The organism is Planococcus circulans, from assembly GCF_020023385.1.
Lineage (GTDB): Bacteria > Bacillota > Bacilli > Bacillales_A > Planococcaceae > Planococcus.
In genome coordinates this window covers 138,526-162,984 of the sequence record NZ_JAIQCL010000008.1, presented here as the reverse complement: position 1 = coordinate 162,984, position 24,459 = coordinate 138,526, and the positions used below count along the sequence as shown (strand labels likewise).

Below are 24,459 nucleotides of genomic sequence, written 5' to 3'. Positions count from 1 at the left end.
AGCTGATGAATTACATATTAGAGCGCAGCAAATTATTTATTTTCCTGATTCTGATCCTTTCAATAATAGGAGCTTACACGTTCCTGACCTTGCCTCAACGTGAAATTCCGGAAACACCGTCGAGCCTGGTACTGGTTTCGACGATTTTGCCGGGAGCGGGGCCGGAAGAAGTGGAGACATCCATCACCAACCCGTTGGAGCGTGAAATCCAGAAAGTGGATGGCATTTCATCCATGCAGTCCATATCATCCAATTCGGCATCCATCATCACCCTGGAACTTGAGGACGGTGAAAATCCGGATGAACTGATCAACAGCATCCAGCAGCAGACGGGAAGTGCGGCTTCGGGATTTCCCGATACAGCGCAGGAACCCACAGTTGAAAAGCTGGATCTGACTTTCCCATTGGTCTCCTACATGTTCTATGGAGATGAAGAAGAGCTGGTCACTATGGCTAATGCGTTATCCGATTTGTCAGATCAAGTGGAAGCCGTTTCGGGTGTTGCGGGAACGACGGTAAAAGGGCTGAACACGCAACAAGTACTCATCGAACTGGACAGTGAAGAACTGGCAGCCAATAACCTGCAGCCGTTCGAAGTGCTTGAATCGCTTCAGCAGGCCAACCAGCCCTTATCGCTCGGAACCCATGACAATGGCAATGAACAGGTGACCTTGACCATTCAGCAAAGTGAAGGCATCGAAAAGCTGGAACAGCTTCAGGTGGGTGGAGCAGCGGTTCCGCTTGCTGACGTGGCGACCATTGAAACGGTAGACCAGGAAACTGCGGATATCGTCACTTTCGAAGGAGAACCTGCGATTTCCTATACAGTCTTTTTGCAGACAGAGCAGGATGTTCCTTCTGTTGACGAAAATGTTTCAGAAGTAATTGAAGAATTCACCGAAACGCTGCCGGCAGGTGTGCAGGCAGAAAAATACGAATCCCAAGCGGATAATGTCAACACGATTTTTGATAGCTTGTATGTTTCATTGGCCATCGCGGTGCTGGCAGTTTTGATCGTCACCACAGCCGGCCTGACTTTGTACGGAGCTTTTGCAGTTGCTTTGACCGTGCTGGCTTCCGTATTGATCGGCATGATTCCGATTCCGTTCATGGGTGTCGACTTAAACCAGATTTCGGTCATCGGCCTCATCATTGCCATCGGGATTCTGGTTGATGACAGCATCGTGGTCAACGACAATATCCAGCGGCGCTATAAATTAGGGGATTCGCCGCTCAATGGAGCCATCACCGGCGTCCGTGAAGTGTACCCGTCGATTATTTCCTCCAGTTTGGCGATAGTCGTGACGTTTTCGCCATTGCTGCTGTTGTCGGGCGGCAACGGGGCATTCATCAAAGCTCTGCCAAGCATTCTGATCACCACCATTTTGGCTTCGACCGTGCTGTCGATTACGCTGGTGCCAATGATGCAATACTTAAAAACGAAAAGAAGAGCGAAGAAAATTTCAGACACTCCCGGATTTTTAGGGAAACCACTCGAGAAAATCGCCTTGTTCTATTCCAATAAAGTGCTGCGCGGCGTCTTGAAACGCCCGATTTTGGTAGGCGTTGGCGGGTTATTGGTAGCGACGGGCTTATTGTCCCTTGCACTCTTTACGCCATTTGAATTTTTCCCGGCAGCTGACCGCGAAGAGGTGACGATGGATGTCCGCCTTGCGGAAGGTACCACTATTGAAGAAACGAATGTATTCCTGACAGACTTGACTGAGCAGGTCGCTTCAGAAGATGGCAATGTGGCGGAAACAGCCATTTTCGCCGGTGAAGGTTTGCCGAACCTGTTCTCCGCATCGATGGACAATACTGGCGGCAATACTGGCCAGGTAGCGTTCCGGATCGATCGTGAAAGCACGACGGCTGCAGATTTCATCAGCAAATGGCAGTCGGAGCTGCGCGACCGTTTCCCGGAGGCTGAAATCTTCCTGGATACGATTGTCCAAGGGCCGCCTGTTGGTGCTCCAGTCACCGTCGACATTAAAGGTGAGGACATCGAGGAATTAGAGTCGCTTCGTGATGTACTGAAAGAGCAGATGCTTGAAAACGGCGCAACCATCGTCACGGACAATCTGGGAGATCCGGTGCCGGCGATCGAATACGTACCGAACCAGGATGCGCTGCAGACAAATAATATAGCGCTCAGTTCGGTGACCAACCAGCTGCAGCTTCTGACGCAGGGTGTGCCGTTGTACACCATTTACGAAGGGCAGATGCCATACGAAGTGTACCTGAAACAATCAGGCATTGAAGACGGGGAACCGATTGACCTGTCTCAGTTCGGTGTTCCTTCACTCGCTGAACAAGGGCCGCCGCAATTGGTGCCGATGGATGAGTTGCTGACAGCTGAAGAAACAGATCGCTTGGCTCAGATTCCACATAAGCAGGCCGATCGTTCCATCACGCTTCGCGCATTCGGTGAAGTGGATGACTTTGAAAACAAAATGCTGGATGTAGTGGATGCTGAACGTGAATCACTGCCGGAAGGCTATGAATTGTCGACTGGCGGCGAGAACTCGGATCAGGAAGCGTTCTTTGCGGAAATCGGCGTGCTGTTCCTGGTCGTGCTCCTGTTGGTTTACCTGGTCATCGCTTTCCAGTTTAAATCATTCAGCTTGCCATTCCTTGTGTTGATTGCCGTGTATTTGGGTATTTCCGGTGCGATTCTAGGCTTGTTCCTGACACAGACACCGCTCAGCTTCCTGGGTGTTATGGGAATTGTTTCCCTGACGGGGATTGTTGTGCGCAACGCGGTCGTTCTTATCGACTTTGTGGAAGCGCGCCGTTTGTCGGGTGACTTCGATATCAAAGAAGCCATCATCGAATCAGGCTATGCCCGCATCAAACCGATTCTATTGACCTCGATTACGTCGATCATTGCACTCGTGCCGGTCGCTTTGTCGGGCGATCCGTTATTTGAACCACTGGCAGTGACCATCATTGCCGGATTGGCGTTCTCAAGCTTGTTCACCTTGGTGATGATTCCATCATTGTACTTGGTGTTCTATCGTGTGAACCGCCGCAGAAATCAAGTTACAGAATAACTAGCGACTGCGCTGCCCTTGGGCTGCGCAGTTTTATTTATATCGGTGAATATTTGGAAAGTGAAGGGGTAAGCAATAAAGTAAAGATGATCTTAGGGGGAAGAGGCGATGATGGAAATCCGGCAGAAGGAAACAGAAAACGATATTGCGAAAGGGCCCTTCCTGGCGGTGCTGATGGCTGGGGTTTTTGTGGCTATTTTAAATCAAACCCTACTCGCGACAGCTTTGCCGCATATCATGGATGATTTAAGTATTTCTGCAAATACGGCACAGTGGCTGACGACCGTCTTTATGCTGGTCAACGGCGTCATGATTCCGATCACCGCTTTTTTGATCGGAAAATTTTCGACGCGCAACCTGTTTTTTGTGGCGATGGGTTTATTTGCGGCCGGCACGATCATTTGTGCTTTTGCTCCGGGCTTCTCGATCCTCATGGTCGGCCGGATTGTCCAGGCGGCTGGAGCAGGGATCATGATGCCGTTGACCCAGACAGTGTTGTTCATCATTTTCCCGGTGGAAAAACGCGGGCAGGCGATGGGCTTGTTCGGTTTGGTCATTTCCTTTGCTCCGGCGATCGGCCCTACGTTGTCAGGCTGGATCGTCGGCCAATACCCATGGCGCGCCCTGTTTTATATCGTCATCCCGATTGCCTTGCTGGATTTGATCTTGGCGTACTTCTTCCTGAAAAACGTCACCAAGCAAACCTTTCCGACTTTGGACTATTTATCGATTGTCCTGTCGACGCTGGGGTTTGGCGGAATTCTTTATGGCTTTTCGAGTGCCGGCTCGCTCGGTTGGGACAGTCCAGCGGTGTCTGTTTCCATTATCGTCGGCATCATTTCACTAGTGTTCTTTATCCGCCGGCAATTCCGGTTGGATGAGCCGATTTTGGAGTTTCGTGTATTTTCCTACGGCATTTTCACTTTATCCACTATCCTAAGTGTCATCGTTTTCATTTCCATGATCGGCAGCGCCACCATCCTGCCGATCTATATGCAGAACATGCACGGTTTTACCGCGCTTGAATCGGGGCTGATGCTGTTGCCGGGAGCGATCATCATGGGCTTGATGAACCCCATCACGGGCCGGGTCTTTGATAAAATTGGCGGCAAGTGGCTGGCGGTCGTGGGCTTATCGATCGTGACGGTGTCGACTTTCCAATTTACGGTGCTGACCGCGACCACTTCTTTCCTCTATTTAACCGTCATGCATGCCATCCGCATGTTCGGTGTAGCGATGGTCATGATGCCGGTGACAACGGCCGGCCTCAATCAGCTGCCTGAACGGCTGATTCCACATGGCACGGCAATGAGCAATACCATGCGGCAGGTATCGGGCTCAATCGGGACGGCACTTCTGGTGACCGTCATGACAAGCACTGCGCTGGATCCTGATCAATACGGCGTGCAAGGCCTGATACGAGGGGTCAATATTTCGTTTATCGTCGTCGGTATTTTGAGCATCATCGGTGTTGGATTGGCGTTTTTCCTCAGAAAAACCGGTCCAGGGATGGAAGCGGCGGATAAAGGCGAGTAAGAAGAATTGTATATGGAATAAAAACTGATGAATGCGTTATCATTTTGTCACACGATAGCCATTTACTTCTTTCGCTAGATTTGGTAAGATGTCTGACGACAGTGGAGTTAAACATATTATTTGCTTAATTTTCTGATAAAAAATATACCGATGAGGTGAAGTTGTGAATTTATTGTGGGGCATCTTTGGCGTATTCGTTGTTCTCGGAATCGCCTTCCTATTATCAAGCGGCAAGAAGTCTATTAAGCCACGGACAATTCTCGGCGGATTAGCCATCCAAATCACGTTTGCATTTATGGTGTTGGAATGGGACTTCGGCAGAAGCCTCCTTTTGGGTCTTTCGAATCTGGTTCAGAACGTCATCAATTATGCAGGTGAAGGAATCGCTTTTGTATTCGGCCCAGCGGCGGATACACAAGGATTCGGTTTCGTTTTTGCTTTTCAAGTATTGACGATCATCATTTTCTTTTCTTCTTTAATTTCAGTACTTTATTATCTTGGTGTCATGCAGATTATCATCAAACTTCTGGGAGGCGCGTTATCGAAGCTTCTTGGAACCAGTAAAGCGGAATCGATTTCAGCTGCAGCGAATATTTTCGTCGGCCAGACGGAAGCGCCGCTTGTGGTACGACCATTCATCGCGGGGATGACCAAATCTGAGTTGTTCGCTGTCATGACGGGTGGACTGGCATCTGTTGCCGGTTCGACCTTGGCGGGATATGCGCTTCTTGGCGTACCGCTTGAATACTTGCTTGCTGCAAGCTTCATGGCTGCACCAGCCGGTTTGATCATGGCTAAAATGATGATGCCGGAAACAGAGGAAGTCGAAGAAAAAGACTTCGTTATGGAAAAAGACCAAACGTCGGTCAACGTCGTGGATGCAGCGGCACGCGGTGCGTCTGACGGTCTTCAACTGGCGTTAAACGTCGGTGCGATGCTTCTTGCATTCATCGCGTTGATCGCATTATTGAACGGGGTGCTTGGCGGTATCAGCGGCTGGTTCGGCTTTGAAGGCCTGACTATCCAAGCTATTCTGGGTGTCATTTTCGCACCGCTTGCCTGGGCGATCGGTGTGCCTTGGGCAGAAGCTGTCCAAGCGGGTAGTTTCATCGGACAAAAATTGGTGCTTAACGAGTTTGTAGCGTACACAGCCTTTGCTCCGGAAATTGCTGACCTGTCACCTAAAACCGTCATCGTTGTCAGCTTTGCCCTTTGTGGATTCGCTAACTTGAGCTCACTCGCAATTTTGCTTGGTGGACTTGGTGCAATGGCGCCAAGCCGCCGCCCGGACATCGCCCGCCTCGGCATTCGCGCCGTTGCGGCTGGTATGCTCGCTTCGTTATTGAGCGCAGCCATCGCCGGAATGTTCGTCTAAACTTGATAATGTGAGGGACCTGCAGCTGCTGCAGGTCCTTTTTTTTAGGTTTTAGTGCTTTTCGCTTGCGGAAAGCGGGTATTCTGGGGGTTTTGGGTGGTTGGTTTTCGGGTTTAAATTGCCTGTTGAGCGCGAAAATGATTTTATGGGCGGTCAAATGGATTTGTGGGCGGTTGGAAGAGATTTGTGGACGCTCAAAAAAATTTATGGTCGTGCAGCCGGATTTATGGGCGTTCAGCTATTTTTGCATAAAATATCATGCAAAAAGCCCCGCAATTTGCGGGGCTCCATTCTCACTATTCTCTAAAATGATAGACGCGATTTTTGAGGGCGCCGGTGCTATCTAAATCCAGCCGTGTCAGTAAGCGTTTAGCCACAGTTCGAGATGCCAACCCACAAAACTCCCGAAGCTTTCGATTGGTGATCTCCAGCTCCACAAAAGTAAAGTATTCCTGGATCGCCAAAAGATGAGCGGAAGGGTCGCGCGCGCCGCACCTGCTGCAGATCCAGCTGCGTTGGTCCCGCTGCATCGACAGGGACTTGCAATGTCGGCAATAAACGCCGGGCCGCAAATCTTTTGGGTCGATGAAATAGTAGGTGCATAAAGGGGCTTGTTTATAAGGGGTTTGATTGGTCAAAATCGTTTTTTTTGATCTTCGCCAGTTTCTTATTGTCGGCTTCATGGGGGAAAGCCTGCAGGATCTTCAGGAGATATTCGACCATTTGATAGGTTTTGCAGATAGAGGCGCGATGCGGTTTCGACGCGAATTCGCAATCTTTGGCAGTAAAAACGATCAGGCCGGATACCGGCAGATTTATTTTTTTCATTTGGAAGAACTGCTTCAGAAAACGGATATGCTTATTCAGCTGTACGCGAGGGTCTTCCATGACGGTTTTTTCTCCAGCAGTATTAATTCGGAAAAATTCGCCCGTCTTTTCATCAAAATAGAGCTGGCCGTTGATGTTTTTGGACTCGATGATGACCGCGCAGCGCTCAGTGAGCAGCAGGCCATCCATCTGAACGGACCAACTGCCGATTTTCAAGCTGACGTCCCAAAGGATCTGGAATTCTTCCTCCGAATAGAACTCGTGGAACTTTTTCTGCAGGCGATCTTCGCCTCTTGTTCCAGCAGCGGCCCAGTGGAGTTCCCGCTCAATAAATGGCCGTTGAGGATGATGTTCGCCGAGCCGTATTAGCAATAGTTCCAATGCTTTCGCACGCGGTAATAAATCTACTATATGAATCCCTCCTTTTTAAATTAATAGAATTATAGCATTGCTCCTTTCCTTGCGGCTATCTTATTTTAAGAGCCGATGAAAAACCTGAATACCGGCTTTTCGCAGGCGAAAAGCGACCAACACCAAAGCTGTTCAGCCAAATGCAACCATTCTTGGAGATTTACAATCGTTCAAAAGGATTTGCAGTCGCTCATCCCGATTTGCAGCCGTTCGCAGAGATTTGCAGTCGTTTAGAAGGATTTACACTCGCTCGAAGAGATTTCCCACCGTTCAAAAATTCCAACCATTTACGCCATCAAGCATATCCTCTTGACACCCTAATCTTTTTAGATTACACTCCTATCTTGGCTTACCTATTTCGATAGGCAGAGCGGGTAGGGAGAGGGCTAATTTAATAGAAGGTTTTGGCTATGTTTAATTGGATGGACCGATATTTTGGTCTTCAGGAAAACGATACAACGGTCAAACGCGAAATGACAGCGGGATTGGTCGGCTTTTTTACGGTCGTCTATATCATCGCGGTCAATTCGCTGATCTTATCGGAAGCGGGAATGCCGCTTGAAGCGGCAATTGTCGCAACGATTGCGGCGTCGGTCTTTGGCTGTCTGATCATGGGATTTTGGGGCAATGCGCCGATTTTATTGGTGCCCGGTATGGGAATCAATGCGTTATTCTCATACACCATGGTCCAGTCGATGGGCTTGTCGTGGCAGGAAGCACTGGCGGTCGTGTTTGTTTCAGGCGTGATCTTTGTGGCGGTGGCATTCACGCGTTTCGCGAAAATGCTGAGCGCGGCAGTGCCTCATTCGCTGAAAGAAGCGATTACGGTTGGACTGGGTTTATTCCTGATGCTGATCGGCCTTGAGAAAGGCGGTATCGTGGAGCGGGGGACGAGTTCGATTCTGGCGCTCGGTTCACTTGCGGAAGCGCAGGTGCTGGCGACAGTGCTGACGTTCCTTATCGCGATCGTGTTGTTCATCCGCAACGTGCCGGGGAATTTCCTGATCACGATTGTGGTGGGAACGGTCATCGCTTCGTTTTTTGGCCTAATCGACTTCGGCAGTATGAACGAATCATCGATCAACGCGACGGAAGCATTTGCGGTATTTGGCGCATTGTCGTTCGGCAACATCCTGTCCATGACGTTTTGGGTCGCGGTATTTTCGCTGACGATGGTGCTGGTGTTTGAAAACATCGGCCTTGTCCACGGACAAGTGGCATTCATCGAGCGCCCGGAGAAATTTGGCCGCGCGTTCCAGGCGACTTCCGTGTCAGCGATGACATCCGGTATTTTCGGTACGAGCCCAACAGTGGCGACGGTCGAAAGTGCTGCAGGTATGACTGCAGGCGGCCGGACCGGATTGACGACGATTACGGCCGGCTTATTGTTTCTGGTCGCTTCGTTCTTCATTCCCGTCATCAAACTGATTCCGGATAGCGCAATTGCGCCGATTCTGATCATCATCGGCGGGTTGATGCTGCAGAACATCAAGAATCTCGATATGAAGGACATGACCGAAAGCTTTCCGGCTCTGTTGATTGTGGCATTGATCCCGTTTACGTACAGCATTGCGGACGGCATCGCTTTCGGATTCATCCTGTATCCGATTTTGAAAATCGCAACTGGCAGAGGGCGTGAAGTTTCGCTGACCCTGTTTGTGATTGCTGGCTTGTTCCTCGCAAATTTCGTGTTTCATTTTTTGGGTTGAGACCCGTCAACAGTAGCGCACTTGCTGAAGCAAGTGCGTTTTTTTCTATAGCAGTGTACAATGAAAGAAGAAGATCCAAAAGGAGCGGATAAAGATGAAATACACCAAATCCAAAATGGAGCAGTTGGTCAGCGATCATCCGGAATTGAAGAAGCGGTTGAAAATATTGATGAAGGAAATGGAGCTTGAAAAAGGCTTTGCCTTAAAAGCGCTCTACCATTCAGAAGTAACGGACAACGGAACTTACCAGAAAGACTATCAAGACCTCGACTGGGAATAAACTTATAAAAAATCTATACAAAAACGCCCTCAATCATCGATTTGAGGGCGTTTTGCATGTTGCTAAAATTTTTGTTGATCCAGCCATTGCTGCCAAACTTTGACATCGCTGCCCAAGTACCAGCGGTTGCCTTCAGTCTGCTCACAATCGACGCCTTGTCCCCCGAGGATAAAATGCATTTCAGGGTTGGCTTTAGCTAAGGCGTCAATGTACTTATTAGCTACCGGCAGGAGTTTGGGGGAGGCGATGGACATGCACATCAATTTGAAATTCTGTTTGGTGACCATTTCCTCTAAGCCTTCGAGAGGTGTATCCGGTCCAATGTAAACGACCGAAAACCCGTTCTCCCGCAGGAATAAAGTGAATAGCAGCAAGCCTAATTGATGTTGTTCACCGCTTGGGCTGAGCGCCATGACTTTCGGCAGATTAGGGGAAACCGGGAAAACACGGAAAAATTGATTGAAGCGTTGTTGGACGATGTGGGTGATCATATGCTCATGAGCCACACTGATGACGCCATTTTCCCAAGCCTCTCCAATACGCACCATCAACGGCGCGATGATATAAAAAAAGACTGTTTGGTGATGGAATAAAGAAAAATGAAGATCCAGCAAATAATTGAAACGTTCCGTATCCATCTCGGCAGCAGCCTGAAAAAGTTGATTTATTTGTTCTTCGTATTCCATTGCTTCTTTTTGAGGGAGTTCAGTATTCGGTACGATGAACTGCTTGCGTGAAGCATGAAGCTTTTTTACAGCTTCACTGATTTTCATGCCGTTGTCCTGGACTTGTATTTTTAGCCATTTCAAATCTTCCAGATTTTGATCCGAATACAAGCGGTGTCCAGATTCCGTACGGGCAGGCGTAATCGCACTGTAACGCGTCTCCCACGAGCGGATTGTCACTTTCGGCATATCTAAGATTTTGGCAGCTGCTTTAATATTATACATAGCATTACCTTCATTCTATAGATTTATGGTTAGGTGTTGTACAAATATTATACAACGTATAGACAGACCCGTAAAGCTGGAGACATAATTCGACAAAAAGGATGAAAAAAAATAGACTCTCCGGAGAGAGCCCATCATTAATGGATCTTTATACAGCTGCAGAAGCTTTGGCGGCGCGCGAACGCTGCCAAGAGACCGTGATGAACATGGTGATCATCAACATGATCAGACCCAAAATAAATGGATAAATGATATTGATATCGTAAAGGACACCTGCAAGCAATGGCCCAATCACATTCCCGATGCTCATATAGGCGTTGTTCATGCCCATGGCGAAGCCGACTTCACCGTCAGCCATTTTCGAAATCAAGGTATTCAAGACTGGACGCAAAATGGACGTAGCCATGAAGATCACCAATGAAACAACGAAGAACATGATGTAGCTTCCCGCGAACAGGGACATCAGGAAACCGAATGCCGCAACACCCAGAAACGCAACCAGGATGGCAACTTCTCCGTAACGGCGAACAATCCGGTCAACAATAAACAATTGCACAATAACGCTGACGACACCTGTTGCGGTAATCATGAAGGCGATGTCTTTTGCGGTCGAGTTGAATTGATTGTCCAGATACAGGCCAACTACGGATTCATATGCCAATAAGCCGAAGCTCATGACGAGTGTAATGACCAATGGAATGAAATACGGCATCTTGGTGGAGCGGCCGATTTTAGTGAACATGGATTCCTCATCAGTCAATGTAGCAGCCAATACAGGATTGGCATCTGTTGCATCATGTTCCTTCAGCCAGATGACCGAAAAGAGTACTGCGCCCAGGGATACCAATGCAGAGACAAGGAATGGCAGCTTCAAGCCATAATCAGCTAAAAATCCGCCGATGCCAGGCCCTACGACAATCCCCAGCGACATGGCGGCAGACACCAGGCTGGTTCCTTTAGCTCGCTGGTCAAAGGTCGTGATATCTGCAATATAAGCGAAAATAGCGGGGATCAGCATCGCTGCTCCCACGCCACCGATGACACGGGATAAGTACAATACCCAAATAGAGTCAGAAGCGTAGAAGACGAACATGGAAATCGTTAAACCGAGTAAGCCGTAAATGATCATCTTCCGGCGTCCATATTGGTCGGCCCATTTTCCGGCAATCGGAGAAAAGACGAATTGGGCAGCGGCGAAAATAGCGATCATCAAACCTGCCGCCATACCGCCTTGGTTGATGGATTCCAGATAGGAAGGCAGGATCGGGATGACGATTCCAAAGCTTGCGATGGCGATGAACATATTGATCATCAGGATAAAAATTTTCTTTTTTTGGTCTGCAGACATGACAGATTTCCTCTTTTCTTCTATGTGTTTATACGAAGTTTTTTTCTTCAGCTTTTCCATATTATTTGAGCTTCCACTTCTTGTCAATAGAACAGACTTGAACGGATTATTGACTTTTAAACCCATAAAAAAAGGAATCTCTAGACCAGAGATTCCGCTTCAGCTGTTTCATTCGCTTTGAGTCAAAGCAAGCGTTTTGGCTGCGCATGAACTGCGCCAAGCCACGGCGATCAATAAGGTGATGGTCAGCAGTCCGGCCGATAAAGGACTCAGCACATTGCCGAGGCTCATAAGCACAATTATCTTAAGCAAAGATAAAATACTTTATTATATTTTAGTAAGAGGAGAGGGCAAACGCAGTTAGGAAAAAGTTTGGTTGATTTTTAGAGATCAGGGAATAAGACGTAATAAATGGAAAAGCTTTAAAAACTAAAGTTTTTGAAGGGTGATAAAGGTGGACAAAAAACTTCGTCGTATAAAGGCTATCGAATTACAGAATCGGGTTGTCTCTCCCGAAGAGGCAGCTTCTTGGATCGAAGATGGAATGACGTTAGGGCTAAGTGGATTCACGCGTGCTGGCGATGCCAAAGCCGTACCGTATGCATTGATTCGCCGTGCAGAAACAGAGAAGTTTAAAGTGAATGTCTTTACCGGCGCTTCGCTGGGTTCGGATGTCGATAAACTCATGGCAGAAGCGGGGATCATCCATAAGCGTTTGCCCTTCCAAGCAGATCCGGTGATGCGAAGAAAGATAAACAGCGGCGATCTGCTGTTTGTCGACCACCATCTGTCCCAGACCGCTGAATGGATTCGGGCAGGTGTCATTGAACCGATCGACTTTGCGGTAATCGAAGCTTTGGAAATCACAGAAGATGGCATGATCATTCCAACGACATCGGTCGGGAATTCATCGGTTTTCGTAAAACATGCCAAAAATGTCATAGTGGAAATCAACCTGTCACAGCCTGAATTGTTTAAAGGAATCCATGATATTTACGAACCGGGAATGCAGGGGCAGCGTTCGCCCATTCCATTGACTCGTGTCGATGACCGCATCGGAACAATCGGGATACCAGTAGATCCAGAAAAGGTCCGGGGCATTGTCTTTACTGCACAGCAGGATTCCCCTTCCACTATTCTTCAGCCCGATGCCGAATCGGAAGTGATGGCTGGCCATCTATTGGATTTCCTGCGAGCGGAAGTGAAGTCGGGGAGGTTGACCAATCGACTCGCTCCTCTGCAGTCGGGAATCGGTTCGGTTGCGAATGCCGTTCTTCACGGCTTGATCGAGTCTGAATTCAATGAGTTGGACGTATACTCAGAAGTTCTCCAGGATGCGGTTTTCGATTTGATGGATGCAGGAAAGGTGAAGTTCGCTTCCGCTTCCTCGATTACGCTGTCTCAGGAGAAGATGAAGCAGGTATTCGGAAACTTTGGCGAGTACCGGGATAAAATCATCTTGCGTCCGCAGGAAATTACGAATCATCCAGGATTGATTCGCCGTCTCGGTTTGATTTCCATTAATACAGCACTGGAATTCGATATTTACGGCAATGTAAACTCGACCCATGTGTCCGGCATTAAAATGATGAACGGCATCGGTGGGTCCGGTGATTTTGCCCGCAATGCCCGTTTGTCCATCTTTGTTACAAAATCAATTGCCAAAGGCGGCATCATCTCAAGCGTAGTCCCATTCGCCACGCATGTAGACCATACCGAGCACGATGTCGATGTTGTCGTGACCGAGCAGGGCTACGCGGACTTGCGCGGACTCGCTCCGCGTGAGCGGGTGCCTCTGATCATCGAGAACTGTGTCCACCCGATGTACCGGGACCAAATGCAGGCTTATTATGAGGAAGCACTGCTGCGTGGAGGGCAGACGCCTCATGTGCTGGAAAAAGCCTTTTCCTGGCACACTAATTTAATGGAAAATGGAACAATGCTCATTTCTGAATAATCGTACAAAACCAGTCCTTGCGAAGGGCTGGTTTTTCTAATAGAAGAAGGGCTTTTCGTGTATAATCAAAGCATTGAGTTGAAACAGGAGGGTTATAATGGAGAGCTTTACACTAGGTTCACTATTGGATGTCATGGGGGAATTATTCTCTGACGAAATTTCAATAGCTGTGACCAACACAAAAGAATATATCTATTACAGGCCGAGCAAGCGTGTAGATCTGAAAATAAAATCAGGAGACCAGGTGAAGCCGGGGACCATCGCACATAAAGCGCTGCTGTCGAATCAGAAAACTTCCGAATTCATCAATCGGGAAATTTTCGGCGTCCCTTACCACGGAATGGCTGTACCGTTTGAACACGAAGGGGAACTGCAGGGCTGTGTCATGGCCATCTATCCAGCATTTACGGAAGGAAAGTCCGTTGTGACGGTGAAAAGCCCCGATGGCTGGAAACCGATTCCTTTTACCGAAGTTAAGTATCTGGAAGTGAAGGACCGCAAAACCCATGTCCATGCTGAGGGTTATTCCGGAACCAATAAAAACTCCCTTCAGGAATTTGAATTCCTGCTGCCCCGTGAATCGTTCATCCGGTGCCATCGTTCGTTTATCGTCAACGTACATCATATAGAAGAAATTTATCCGGATACCCATTCCACATTCGTCCTGGCAATGAATAACGGAGAGCGAATCCCCGTCAGTCAGTCCTATTCCAGCTACTTCAGAAAACTATTGGGGTTCTAAAGAAAAGCGGAAGCGCCCATCTAGATTCGGCGGGCATAAGACAGACCAGCAGTGTGGCGTTCTTTGCCACGCAGCTGGGTTGGCTTATGACCCTAGAATCTGGGCGCTGGAGCTGGACAATAGAAAAGTGAAAGTGCCTGTTCAGCTCTAACAGGAAAGAGATGGTTCAAAGGTAGTTTGAGCCATCTCTTTGCGACGAAGCATGAAGTGCTGCAGGAGCAGTAAGTTTTTTGGCGAAGCGGCATGTTTTCAGCCGCACAGCCAGAGTGGCTTACATCCCGAAGAGCTAGGCACTTGCAACTGGACAGCATAGAAAAGCGGAAGCGCCCGTTTAGCTCTGCCGGGCATTAGACAGACCAGCAGTGTGGCGTTCTTTGCCACGCAGGTGGGTTGGCTTATGACCCAACGTGCTGGGCGCTGGAGTCTGGACAACATAGAAAAGCGGAAGCGCCCGTTTAGCTCTGCCGGGCATTAGACAGACCAGCAGTGTGGCGTTCTTTGCCTCGCAGCTGGGTTGGCTTATGACCCAAAGAGCTGGGCGCTGGAGTCTGGACAACATAGAAAAGCGGAAGCGCCCATGTAGAACCGACAGGCTTAAGGCGGTTTGCCGAAGCGGCGTTTTGTGCCGCACAGGCAAATTGACTTAAGACCCCGAGGTTCTGGGTGCTGGAGCTGGACAAGAAAAGCGCCCGCTCCTGCTGGAACTGAAAAATGCTAAGCATCGGTACAATCCTTTCAAGGATTGTCTCGATGCTTTTTTGCGTTATTAAAAATATGCTGCTTCAATCGCCTTTTTAACTGCTTGGCAGAAATAAACTCTTTTCCAATCTGCAAAGCTCAATAACATATCAAAACAAGTTAAAATTATCTAATAATTAAGTTGTTGATAGATAATGAAAAACTATACCCATTTTTGTACGGATTGCGATTTTCAACTGAGCGGCCGCTCATGAAAACGCTTTATCAAGCGAGCATTATTTAAAACTAAAATTTGAAAGAGAGTGATTACAATGGAAAAGAAACTTGAGCGCATCAAAGCGAAACAATTACAGGACCGGGTGGTTACACCAGAAGAGGCAGCTTCATGGATACAGGATGGAATGACATTGGGTCTTAGTGGGTTTACACGCGCTGGAGACGTGAAAGCGGTTCCTTTGGCATTAGTTAAACGTGCGGAAGATGAAAGCTTTAAAGTTAATGTTTTCACAGGCGCTTCTTTAGGTTCAGACATCGATCGATTGTTCGCGGAAGCGGGAATTGTCAACAAACGTTTGCCATTCCAGGCAGAACCAGCAATGCGCAAGAAAATCAACGACGGTGAAATGCTGTTTGTGGACCATCACTTATCGCATACTTCAGAATGGATTCGCTCTGGAGTGACAGAATCGATTGATTTTGCAATTTTAGAAGCTCTGTCCATTACGGAAGATGGCATGATCATTCCGACAACTTCTGTCGGAAATAATGCTATTTTTGCAAAACATGCTAAGAACATCATTCTAGAAATCAACATGGCACAGCCTGAATGGTTTGAAGGGGTTCATGACATCTATGATACCGGCAAGCAAGGCGAGCGTTCGCCGATTCCATTAACTGCTGCAGATCAGCGTATCGGTACCATCGGAATTCCGATCGATATGGAAAAAGTCAGAGGCATTGTGTTCACTGAGCAATTGGATTCTCCTTCAAACATTGTACCGCCGGATGAAGAAACAAAAATTATGGCTGACCATTTGCTTGAGTTCCTGCGTTCTGAAATTCGTGCAGGCCGTTTGACAGAAAAATTAGCTCCTTTGCAGTCAGGAATTGGATCTGTAGCGAATGCTGTTTTGCATGGCATGATCGACTCTGAATTCAAAGATTTGGAAGTATACTCGGAAGTTCTTCAAGACGCTGTCTTTGATTTGATGGATGCCGGAAAAGTAAGTTTCGCATCTTGCTGTTCAATTACATTATCTGAACCGAAAATGAAGCAGGTTTTTGCTGAATTTGAAAACTATCGTGAGAAAATCGTGATGCGTCCTCAAGAAATCTCAAACCATCCTGAGATTATCCGTCGACTCGGATTGATTTCAATCAATACTGCTTTGGAATTCGATATGTATGGAAACGTCAACTCCACGCATGTATCTGGTACGAAAATGATGAACGGCATCGGGGGTTCAGGTGATTTCGCACGAAATGCCCGTTTGGCGATTTTTGTCACAAAATCAATTGCCAAAAACGGAAACATTTCAAGCGTAGTACCGTTTGTATCCCATGTGGATCATACAGAACACGATGTGGATGTGGTAGTAACAGAGCAAGGATATGCAGATCTTCGCGGACTGGCTCCACGTGAACGTGTAGAAGTCATCCTTGCAAACTGCGTACACCCGTCGTACCGCACTCAACTTCGCGAGTATTACGACGAAGCTTTGACACGCGGCGGACAAACACCGCATGTGTTGGAAAAAGCATTCTCATGGCACGCCGATTTAGCGAAAAACGGCACAATGCTACAGAAGAAAGAGCAATTGGTATAAGAAAAGCGGAAGCGCCCGTGTAGCTCTGCCGGGCATAAGACGATCTGGCGAAGCGGCGTACTTTGCCGCATAGCCAGAGTGGCTTATGACCCAAAGAGCTGGGCGCTGGAGCTGGACAAAAGAAAAGCGAAGGCAGCCGTCTAGCCCCGACAAGCGCTGGAAGCCTTACCGGTAATGGCGTTCTTTGCCATTGCAGGTAGGGCTGAAGCGACTCGAGGGGCTGGCTGCCGGAGTCTGGACAATAAAGAAAAGCGAAAACACCCGATAACTTAGAAAAACCAGACAGCCTAAATAAGCTGTCTGGTTTTTTCAATTACTTGTTTCCATAGATTTCAGAAGTGCTGCGAGTGTACAGTTCAACCACATGGCCGAAAGGGTCTTCAGTATAAACCAAATAATGAGGTTTGCCTTTATTGATATTCCAGATTTTACTGCGTTGTTTACCACCATGCTGCACGGCTTTTTCGATGGTTCCGACAAGATCATCGACAACCAGACATATGTGGATAAAACCGGCATGTGGTGAGTAATGATCGCTGTAATATGTAGGATCCTGGAATTCAAAAAGCTCGATGCCGACGCCGCCTGAAGACATCAGGTGGACGTTGCGCATCTTCTTCAGCTCGCTTCCTTGCAAATCCAATGTCATGGCACTCGCTTCTTCCTCAGCATTAAAGTCGAACGGACCAGCCAATATATAGAAATCAAACACTTTTTTGTACCAATCGATGGCTCGATTCAAGTCGGGAACGGCAAGTCCCACATGTGTAATGGTGCTCATAAAATCCACTCCTTCCTATCATTCTCTACCCATACAAGAAGCAGAATAAGCACTATTTAAATCAGAGTTTTCTGTCTAAACAAAAATAGTTGTTGTCAAGCGTTATTTTTAGTATTATAATAAGCAATTGTGAAATTTGAAATGAGGGTACTAAAATGAAAAATTCCATCTATGGATTAACGATAGATCAGTTAAAAGAATGGTTTTTAGAAAACGGCCAGAAAAAATACCGTGCGGAACAGGTATGGGATTGGCTGTATATTAAACGCGTCACCGAATTTTCAGAGATGAACAATCTTTCGAAGGATTGCATTCAATTGCTTGAAGATAACTTTGCGATCCGCACTTTGAAAGAAACCGTTAAGCAGGAATCGGCAGACGGCACGATTAAATTCCTGTTCCAAATGCAGGACGGCAACTTGATTGAAACTGTATTGATGCGCTTCAAATACGGAAATTCGGTCTGTGTAACGACACAGGTTGGCTGCAACATCGGCTGCAGTTTCTGCGCCAGCGGACTTTTGAAAAAGAGCCGCGATTTAAATGCGGGCGAAATCGTTGAACAGATCATGCAGGTACAAGCGCATTTCGACTCCCAGCAAAAAGACGAGCGTGTCAGCCATATTGTCGTAATGGGTATCGGCGAACCGTTCGATAACTACACGAACTTGATGGGCTTCCTGAACATCGTCAACTCACAAAAAGGTTTGGCTATCGGAGCTCGCCACATTACGGTATCGACAAGCGGTATCGTACCGAAAATCTACGACTATGCAGACGAAGGCCTGCAAGTGAACTTGGCCATTTCAATCCATGCGCCGACCAATGAATTGCGTACGCGCATCATGAAAATCAATAAAGCTTATCCGATTGAAAAATTGATGGCATCCATCGATTATTACCTGGAGAAATCCAACCGCCGCATCACGTTTGAGTATATTTTATTGCGCGACGTTAATGACCATGTTGAAGAAGCGAATCAATTGGCGAAATTGCTGGAAGACAAACGTCATCTGTCATACGTCAACCTGATTCCCTACAATTCAGTTGATGAGCACGATCAGTATCAGCAAAGCACGCCGGAAGCGATCACTGCTTTCTATGATGCTCTGAAAAAGAAAGGCATCAACTGCGGTGTCCGCCACGAGCAAGGCGCCGACATCGATGCAGCTTGTGGACAATTACGAAGCAAGCAAATCAAAAAAGAGAAAAAAGTAGCAACCGTCTAATAATATAAAAAAAGCGTTCCTGAAATTTCAGGAACGCTTTTTCTTATTGTCCAGACTCCAGCAGCCAACTCCTCGGATCATAAGCCAATCTGGTGTCCAGTTTCAAGTACCTAGCTCTTCGGGTCATAAGGCGGACCAGCTGCGCGGCAAAGAACGCCGCACTGCTGGTCCGCCTTATGCCGGTCAGAGCTGAGCAGGCACTTTCACTTTTCGTGCTATGCGGCTGAAAACATGCCGCTTCACCAGCCTGTCTTATGCCTTTCGGAGCTGAACGGCTGCTTCCGCTTTTCCTATTTCCCGCCAGACGACAGGTTGATTCCTTGGATAAAGTACTTCTGAAAAAAGAAGAACAGCAGAATGACGGGAAGGAGCACGAGAAGCGATCCGGCCATCAGGTAATTCCATTGTGTACTGAGCTGTCCTTTGAATACCGCTAGCCCAAGCTGCAGGGTATAGAGATTTTCATCATTTAAGTAAAGCAACGGTCCGAGGAAATCATTCCAAGCGCCGTTGAACGAGAAAATTACAACAGTTGCAAGTGCCGGCTTTGTTAAAGGAAGGCCGATTTTCCACCAGATATAGAAATGGCTTGCCCCTTCCATTTTAGCGGCTTCGATCAATTCAGTTGGAATGGTCATGTAGAATTGCCGGAGCAGGAAAATGTAAAATGCGCTTCCAAAGAAATGCGGGACAATCAACGGGTAATACGTGTTGACCCAGCCCAAATTGGAAAATAGGATGTATTGCGGAATGAGCGTTACAAATCCGGGAATCATCATGGTCGATAGCACAATGGCGAACCAAATACTCTTCCCCCGAAAAGGTATCTTGGCAAAGCCGTAAGCAATGAACGAATTCGCCATGACACTGCCGATCACCACAAAGGTCGTAATCGTGATTGTGTTAATGGTATAGGTGGTAAAAGGTGCGGCGTTCCAGGCGCGTATATAATTGGTCCATTCCCAGGATTCCGGGAAGAAGGACGGCGGATAGGACATGACTTCTGCCATGGTCTTTAGTGACGTGGCGAACATCCACCAAAGTGGCGACAGGATCAGTAGGCTTCCTGCAGCCAGCAAGACGAAATTGAATATCCGCCACATATTATTCCGGTTTCCACGGTGTTCCAAATAGCGCAATTTTGTGTTGGGGACAGATCGGTTTTCGATTTTATCTTCTTCATCAAGAAACTTGGTTTCTTCGTTGGTTTTAGCCATTTATTTCTCCTCTCCTTCGTAATGTACCCAGCGAGGAGCCAGCTTCAGGTTGATGATTGTCAAAACAAAGACGATAACAAATAAAATCCAGGACATTGCCATGGCATAGCCCATGTTGAAATTCTCGAAGGCTTGATTCCACATATAAAGGTTGTAGAACAGCAGGGAATTTGCAGGTCCGCCTTCACCGTTCCCTGACATGATGTAGGCTTCCTGGAAAATCTGGAAGCCTCCAATCGTGCTGGTGACTACATCGAAAAATATGACTGGAGTAATCATGGGAATTGTAATATGGAAAAATTGGCGCAATCTGCTCGCTCCATCAATTTCAGCTGCTTCATAGAGATTTTTTGAAACCCCCTGCATACTGGCAAGATAGAGGAGCATTGATCCGCCGACACTCCAAAGTTTCATCAAAATTAAGGATGGCTTGGTCCAATCCGGATCATACAGCCAGTTCGGACCGTCGATGCCGACCCAGCCAAGAACGAGATTGACCATCCCGGTTCCAGGTTCAAGCAATTGCATCCAAAGCAGGTAAACGCCGACACCTGACAGTACAGCGGGCAAATAATACAAGGTCCGGAAATAACGGATGCCTGGGACCTGCTGATTCAACAGCGAAGAAATGAAAATAGCGCCTATTGTTGTCAAAGGGACGGAAAACGCAACGTAATAAATTGTATTCCAAAGGGAAGTCCGAAAAAGACCATCTTCCGTGATGAGCGATTGGTAGTTTTCCACTCCGGTGAAATTCATCTGTGATGTAATATTATAGTCTGTGAAGCTTCCTGCTAAAGAAAACAATAAAGGTCCGGCAGTGAAAGCGAAGAATCCGACAATAAACGGCAAAATGAAAATATAGCCGTATATGCTTTCCTTACGCCTCATGGTCAATTTTCTTTTTCCCATGGGATTTCCTCCTAGCTCACTGGTTTTCCTCGATTAAATTTTTCACATCCTCTTCCGCTTGTGCAAGTGCTTCTTCGGCTGTCTTTTGGCCCAAGAAGAATTCATCGACTTGCGGATTGATGTAATTGTAGAACCCTGGTGCTTCCACAGGAGCTGGTGTGAGCAAAGTATCTTCCATGCTTTCAACTGCAATCTGATAGACCATCTGGCCTTCTTCCGTTAACTCATCGGATTCTGAAGCTGCTTCTGCCGCTTCGATATTAGCAATATTATCAAAGTTTTCCACTGCCCAGTATGTCTGTGCTTCTTTACCTGTCAGATATTCGATAAACTCCCATGCGGCTTCCGGATCGCTTGATCCTTCAGGAATTTCAGCTACGAAACCGCCGCCCCAACTCGTGTGGCCGCTGCCCGGTTCGTATTCAGGAAGCTGCACTACACCGAAATTCAGGTCTTCCGCATATTCGCTGATTTGCTGGTAGAAAGTCGGCTGTTGCACGATCATAGCCAAATCACCGCTGAAGAAAGGATTTCCCTGCTGACTGTCGATTTGAGCCTGGTATGAATTGACGACATCTTCCCCGATTCTTTCTCTCCAAGATTTCAGCCAGTTCAAAACTTCAACATTTCTTTCTGTATTGATGTTGACTGTATCTGTATTATTGTCTTCACCGAAATAGTTTTGGCCGTTGGCATTCAGCAGCCAGACATCGTAACCGACTCCCCAAAGAGGATAGAAGCCGAGGCGGTCATACTCCCCATTCTCCTTTACATCCAGCTTAGTTGCGTATTCTTCCAGTTCTGCCCATGTTTCCGGTGGATCTTCCGGATCCAGACCGACTTCTTCAAAGGCGTCTTTGTTATAGAAGAGGACGCGCGTATCAGTATTGAAAGGGATGCCGTAAGAATCGCCTTCATAGAGCGTAGCCTCCCAAAGTTCAGGATAGAATTTTTCTGAGAAATCTTCATCGATGAATTCTGAAAGGTTCATGGCCTGATTTTCCTTGCCGCGGATTGCAGTAGCGTTGATGTCATTGATTACGACATCAGGAGGATTGCCCGCTGCAATGGCAGCCAGCTCTTTGGTCCAGATGTCTCCCCAAGGGCTGTACGTATGTCTGACTTCGATTTCATCCTGGGATTCATTGAAGTCAGCGACGATTTTGTCAATGATGGGGCGTCTGAGTTCCGAACCCCAGAAAGACCAGAAATCAACGACTGTTTTGCCATCTTCGTTAACATTGGCTTCTTCATTGTTGCTGGTCTGGAAGCCGGCGCAGCCACTTAGCGTCAGAGTCAGGATTGTCAGAAGAAGCATGGAAATTCGTATGTTTTTCATTGGATGACACTCCTTTTTATAAAATTATGATGTAGTTCTGAAAATCTTCGACTTACGAAGTGATTCTCGGAATCCAACGAACCGGAGCACAGTGAAGTCCATCTCATTTATATCTTATTAACTAAATATTCTATTTACTTAATAATAAGGAGTATACATCACTTCTATTTGAAATTCCAATAGGTATTTGTAATTTACCGACAATTGACTATAATTAAGAATAAAATAGCGGGAAAGGAGAATGCGAAATGGCAGAGATTGAAATTAATAATCTGGGGAAAAGGTATGATAAAGGTGCTCTTGCCGTGTCAAATTTCACTCTCCATATTAAAGATGAAGAATTCATCGTTTTTGTCGGACCGTCAGGATGCGGAAAATCAACCACTCTTCGGATGATAGCCGGCTTAGAGGAAATAACAGAAGGTGAATTTCATATAGATGGCAAACGGATGAATGAGGTAGAGCCGAAGGAACGCGATATTGCGATGGTCTTCCAGAATTACGCTTTGTATCCGCATATGTCAGTCTATGAAAACATGGCGTTTGGACTGAAGCTCCGGAAGTTCAAAAAGGCGGAAATTAAGCGTCGTGTCGATGAAGCTGCCGCAATCCTTGGCCTGGAGGAATTTTTGGACAGAAAACCGAAAGCGTTGTCGGGCGGGCAGCGCCAGCGTGTAGCTCTTGGCCGTGCCATAGTTCGTGACGCTAAGGTCTTTCTGATGGATGAGCCGCTGTCCAATCTGGATGCCAAATTGAGAGTCCAAATGCGTGCCGAAATTGCTAAATTGCACAGGCGGCTGAAAACCACCACTATTTATGTAACGCACGATCAGACGGAAGCCATGACGATGGCCAGCCGGATCGTGGTTATGAAGGATGGGTTAATCCAACAGGTCGGCTCTCCGAAAGAAGTGTATGATTTCCCGGAAAATCGGTTTGTAGGCAGTTTTATCGGTTCTCCTGCGATGAACTTTTTTGAAGGAAGAATTGATAAAGGTACCTATTTGATGGGGGATAAAGTGATTGATATTCCCTCATCTGTAATGACGATGCTGAGAAATGAAGGGTATGATGGCAAGGCGGTGACTTTAGGCATCCGGCCGGAACATATTCATGTCAATAACGAAGATTTGTCGGGTTTCCCAGCAAGTGAATTCGAAGCGACCATTACAGTTTCTGAATTGACAGGGGCTGAAACCATCCTCTATGCCGTATATGCGGATCAGGAATTCATCGCACGCATTGATGCTTCTACCACAATTGAAGCGGGTGATACGGCAACGCTTGCTTTTGATATGAGCCACGTACACTTTTTTGATGCGGAAACGGGAAATCGCATAAAAGCTGTAGAATTTTCTGAAACTATGATATAGTGATTTCGAAAACACAACTAAAAAACACCACTAGGGGAGCCGGATATCGGCTGAGACGGGCATAAGCCTGGACCCTTTGAACCTGATCTGGATCATACCAGCGGAGGGAAGTGGCGGCCGTCTGCTATTTCCATTATCGACTGCATACGCCGCTTCCCTTTACTGGGAAGCGGTGTTTTTTGTTTTGTGGAAGAAAAGGAGATGGAGAAATGACATTTTGCAAAGAAGTAAGAAAAGAATGCGACACCCTGTGGCAAGCTAGTTTTGATCACCCATTTGTGAAAGGAATCGAAGACGGGACGTTGCCGATTGATAGATTTCGCTTTTATGTAATGCAGGATGCCTATTATTTGACGCATTTTGCGAAAGTGCAGGCTATTGGCGCATCCAAAGCTGCAGATCTGGAAACCACTCAGCGTTTTGCCATCCATTCTGCACATACCTGCAGTGCTGAGCTGGCGCTTCATGAATCGTTCATGGAAATTCTCGAAGTCACTGAAGAAGAGTGGACTGTTTTTGAACCTTCTCCGACCGCTTACGCCTATGTATCGCATATGTACCGCTCATCCGAAGGCGATTTAGCGGATGTGCTGGCGTCCATTTTACCTTGCTACTGGCTTTATTACGAAATTGGAGAGCGGTTGAAAAATGCGGAACCCGATCATCCGATCTACAACCGGTGGATCGCAACTTATGGTTCCGAGGAGTTTGGGGCATTAGTCAACGAACAGATTGCCCGTATGGACAGGCTGGCAGAAGGGCTGCCGGAAACGCGCCGGCAGGAGTTGAAAAACCGTTTCCGGAAGAGCAGCTATTATGAATGGAATTTCTGGGATCAGGCTTGGAAAAAAGAATCCTGGTCCGTAGATTCCATCGACAAAGTAGGTGTCTAAT

The 24,459-nt window shown here is 47.2% G+C and carries 20 protein-coding genes and 1 riboswitch; of the genes, 12 read left to right on the top strand and 8 right to left on the bottom strand.

Annotated features, from left to right (window positions below; all coding sequences use genetic code 11):
• Positions 1 to 5: 5 nt before the first annotated feature.
• The 4 genes from K8U60_RS14070 (at position 6) to K8U60_RS14055 (ending at position 6,271) form a co-directional block, all read left to right on the top strand.
• Positions 6 to 3,053, top strand: coding sequence for an efflux RND transporter permease subunit (locus tag K8U60_RS14070; protein ID WP_223641123.1), 3,048 nt, complete (start codon positions 6 to 8; stop codon positions 3,051 to 3,053).
• Positions 3,054 to 3,161: 108 nt separating this feature from the next.
• Positions 3,162 to 4,589, top strand: coding sequence for a DHA2 family efflux MFS transporter permease subunit (locus K8U60_RS14065; protein WP_223641106.1), 1,428 nt, complete (start codon positions 3,162 to 3,164; stop codon positions 4,587 to 4,589).
• Positions 4,590 to 4,752: 163 nt separating this feature from the next.
• Positions 4,753 to 5,964, top strand: coding sequence for a NupC/NupG family nucleoside CNT transporter (locus tag K8U60_RS14060; protein ID WP_223641102.1), 1,212 nt, complete (start codon positions 4,753 to 4,755; stop codon positions 5,962 to 5,964).
• 100 nt (positions 5,965 to 6,064) lie between these two features.
• Positions 6,065 to 6,271 (top strand): hypothetical protein, encoded by a 207-nt coding sequence (locus tag K8U60_RS14055; protein WP_223641099.1) that lies wholly within the window; start codon positions 6,065 to 6,067, stop codon positions 6,269 to 6,271.
• Positions 6,272 to 6,579: 308 nt separating this feature from the next.
• On the opposite strand, the gene K8U60_RS14050 is transcribed toward K8U60_RS14055, so the two are convergent.
• Entirely contained in the window at positions 6,580 to 7,173 is a 594-nt protein-coding gene (locus K8U60_RS14050) for a nuclease-related domain-containing protein (RefSeq protein WP_223641096.1), read from the bottom strand.
• A 440-nt stretch (positions 7,174 to 7,613) separates the two neighbouring features.
• On the opposite strand from K8U60_RS14050, the gene K8U60_RS14045 reads away from it, so the two are divergent.
• Together K8U60_RS14045 and K8U60_RS14040 are read left to right on the top strand one after the other, a co-directional pair.
• On the top strand, positions 7,614 to 8,912 hold the full coding sequence (locus K8U60_RS14045) for an NCS2 family permease (RefSeq protein ID WP_223641092.1): 1,299 nt from the start codon (positions 7,614 to 7,616) through the stop codon (positions 8,910 to 8,912).
• A 94-nt stretch (positions 8,913 to 9,006) separates the two neighbouring features.
• The gene (locus K8U60_RS14040; protein WP_223641089.1) at positions 9,007 to 9,192 is read left to right on the top strand and encodes a hypothetical protein; all 186 of its coding nucleotides are present in this window, start codon (positions 9,007 to 9,009) and stop codon (positions 9,190 to 9,192) included.
• Between the two features lie 62 nt (positions 9,193 to 9,254).
• Here the strand turns inward: K8U60_RS14040 and K8U60_RS14035 are convergent, their stop codons facing one another.
• The 3 genes from K8U60_RS14035 to K8U60_RS19065 form a co-directional block, all read right to left on the bottom strand.
• Entirely contained in the window at positions 9,255 to 10,142 is an 888-nt protein-coding gene (locus K8U60_RS14035) for a MerR family transcriptional regulator (RefSeq protein WP_223641086.1), read from the bottom strand.
• A 148-nt stretch (positions 10,143 to 10,290) separates the two neighbouring features.
• Positions 10,291 to 11,550, bottom strand: a complete 1,260-nt coding sequence (locus K8U60_RS14030) for an MFS transporter (protein WP_411730369.1) — start codon at positions 11,548 to 11,550, stop codon at positions 10,291 to 10,293.
• 108 nt (positions 11,551 to 11,658) lie between these two features.
• Positions 11,659 to 11,781, bottom strand: a complete 123-nt coding sequence (locus tag K8U60_RS19065) for a hypothetical protein (protein ID WP_263298676.1) — start codon at positions 11,779 to 11,781, stop codon at positions 11,659 to 11,661.
• A 163-nt stretch (positions 11,782 to 11,944) separates the two neighbouring features.
• Between K8U60_RS19065 and K8U60_RS14025 the strand changes: the two genes are divergently transcribed.
• From K8U60_RS14025 to K8U60_RS14015, 3 genes are all read left to right on the top strand, one after another.
• Positions 11,945 to 13,447 carry an acetyl-CoA hydrolase/transferase family protein gene (locus K8U60_RS14025; protein ID WP_223641080.1) on the top strand — a complete coding sequence of 501 codons (1,503 nt, stop codon included), beginning with the start codon at positions 11,945 to 11,947 and terminating at the stop codon, positions 13,445 to 13,447.
• 97 nt (positions 13,448 to 13,544) lie between these two features.
• Complete coding sequence (locus K8U60_RS14020; protein WP_223641077.1) at positions 13,545 to 14,189, top strand: LytTR family DNA-binding domain-containing protein; 645 nt, start codon at positions 13,545 to 13,547, stop codon at positions 14,187 to 14,189.
• Positions 14,190 to 15,199: 1,010 nt separating this feature from the next.
• A complete protein-coding gene (locus K8U60_RS14015; RefSeq protein WP_223641074.1) occupies positions 15,200 to 16,714 on the top strand; it encodes an acetyl-CoA hydrolase/transferase family protein in 1,515 nt (504 codons plus the stop codon).
• A gap of 313 nt (positions 16,715 to 17,027) precedes the next feature.
• Here the strand turns inward: K8U60_RS14015 and K8U60_RS14010 are convergent, their stop codons facing one another.
• Positions 17,028 to 17,495 (bottom strand): VOC family protein, encoded by a 468-nt coding sequence (locus K8U60_RS14010; protein WP_223641071.1) that lies wholly within the window; start codon positions 17,493 to 17,495, stop codon positions 17,028 to 17,030.
• A gap of 155 nt (positions 17,496 to 17,650) precedes the next feature.
• On the opposite strand from K8U60_RS14010, the gene rlmN reads away from it, so the two are divergent.
• Positions 17,651 to 18,724 (top strand): dual-specificity RNA methyltransferase RlmN, encoded by a 1,074-nt coding sequence (rlmN, locus tag K8U60_RS14005; protein WP_223641068.1) that lies wholly within the window; start codon positions 17,651 to 17,653, stop codon positions 18,722 to 18,724.
• A gap of 290 nt (positions 18,725 to 19,014) precedes the next feature.
• Here rlmN and K8U60_RS14000 read toward each other — a convergent pair whose 3' ends face one another.
• The 3 genes from K8U60_RS14000 to K8U60_RS13990 are packed head-to-tail and all read right to left on the bottom strand — an operon-like array spanning position 19,015 to position 22,192.
• Positions 19,015 to 19,941, bottom strand: coding sequence for a carbohydrate ABC transporter permease (locus K8U60_RS14000; RefSeq protein ID WP_317851931.1), 927 nt, complete (start codon positions 19,939 to 19,941; stop codon positions 19,015 to 19,017).
• Positions 19,942 to 20,853, bottom strand: coding sequence for a carbohydrate ABC transporter permease (locus K8U60_RS13995; protein ID WP_223641065.1), 912 nt, complete (start codon positions 20,851 to 20,853; stop codon positions 19,942 to 19,944).
• Between the two features lie 16 nt (positions 20,854 to 20,869).
• Positions 20,870 to 22,192, bottom strand: coding sequence for an ABC transporter substrate-binding protein (locus K8U60_RS13990; protein ID WP_223641062.1), 1,323 nt, complete (start codon positions 22,190 to 22,192; stop codon positions 20,870 to 20,872).
• Positions 22,193 to 22,440: 248 nt separating this feature from the next.
• On the opposite strand from K8U60_RS13990, the gene K8U60_RS13985 reads away from it, so the two are divergent.
• Together K8U60_RS13985 and tenA are read left to right on the top strand one after the other, a co-directional pair.
• Positions 22,441 to 23,565 (top strand): ABC transporter ATP-binding protein, encoded by a 1,125-nt coding sequence (locus K8U60_RS13985; RefSeq protein WP_223641047.1) that lies wholly within the window; start codon positions 22,441 to 22,443, stop codon positions 23,563 to 23,565.
• Between the two features lie 22 nt (positions 23,566 to 23,587).
• A riboswitch (TPP riboswitch) is annotated at positions 23,588 to 23,691 on the top strand.
• An 83-nt stretch (positions 23,692 to 23,774) separates the two neighbouring features.
• Positions 23,775 to 24,458: a thiaminase II gene (gene tenA, locus K8U60_RS13980; RefSeq protein WP_223641044.1), complete on the top strand. Its 684-nt coding sequence runs from the start codon at positions 23,775 to 23,777 to the stop codon at positions 24,456 to 24,458.
• Position 24,459: the final 1 nt, after the last annotated feature.

Bases quoted from the DNA above. Each gene is read 5' to 3' on its own strand.
- K8U60_RS13995 (WP_223641065.1), bottom strand. From the start codon at position 20,853: ATGGGAAAAAGAAAATTGACCATGAGGCGTAAGGAAAGCATATACGGC.
- K8U60_RS14020 (WP_223641077.1), top strand. From the start codon at position 13,545: ATGGAGAGCTTTACACTAGGTTCACTATTGGATGTCATGGGGGAATTA.
- K8U60_RS14000 (WP_317851931.1), bottom strand. From the start codon at position 19,941: ATGGCTAAAACCAACGAAGAAACCAAGTTTCTTGATGAAGAAGATAAA.
- K8U60_RS13990 (WP_223641062.1), bottom strand. From the start codon at position 22,192: ATGAAAAACATACGAATTTCCATGCTTCTTCTGACAATCCTGACTCTG.
- K8U60_RS14010 (WP_223641071.1), bottom strand. From the start codon at position 17,495: ATGAGCACCATTACACATGTGGGACTTGCCGTTCCCGACTTGAATCGA.
- K8U60_RS19065 (WP_263298676.1), bottom strand. From the start codon at position 11,781: ATGAGCCTCGGCAATGTGCTGAGTCCTTTATCGGCCGGACTGCTGACC.
- K8U60_RS14070 (WP_223641123.1), top strand. From the start codon at position 6: ATGAATTACATATTAGAGCGCAGCAAATTATTTATTTTCCTGATTCTG.
- K8U60_RS14040 (WP_223641089.1), top strand. From the start codon at position 9,007: ATGAAATACACCAAATCCAAAATGGAGCAGTTGGTCAGCGATCATCCG.
- tenA (WP_223641044.1), top strand. From the start codon at position 23,775: ATGACATTTTGCAAAGAAGTAAGAAAAGAATGCGACACCCTGTGGCAA.
- K8U60_RS14035 (WP_223641086.1), bottom strand. From the start codon at position 10,142: ATGTATAATATTAAAGCAGCTGCCAAAATCTTAGATATGCCGAAAGTG.
- K8U60_RS14045 (WP_223641092.1), top strand. From the start codon at position 7,614: ATGTTTAATTGGATGGACCGATATTTTGGTCTTCAGGAAAACGATACA.
- rlmN (WP_223641068.1), top strand. From the start codon at position 17,651: ATGAAAAATTCCATCTATGGATTAACGATAGATCAGTTAAAAGAATGG.
- K8U60_RS14030 (WP_411730369.1), bottom strand. From the start codon at position 11,550: ATGGAAAAGCTGAAGAAAAAAACTTCGTATAAACACATAGAAGAAAAG.
- K8U60_RS13985 (WP_223641047.1), top strand. From the start codon at position 22,441: ATGGCAGAGATTGAAATTAATAATCTGGGGAAAAGGTATGATAAAGGT.
- K8U60_RS14065 (WP_223641106.1), top strand. From the start codon at position 3,162: ATGATGGAAATCCGGCAGAAGGAAACAGAAAACGATATTGCGAAAGGG.
- K8U60_RS14015 (WP_223641074.1), top strand. From the start codon at position 15,200: ATGGAAAAGAAACTTGAGCGCATCAAAGCGAAACAATTACAGGACCGG.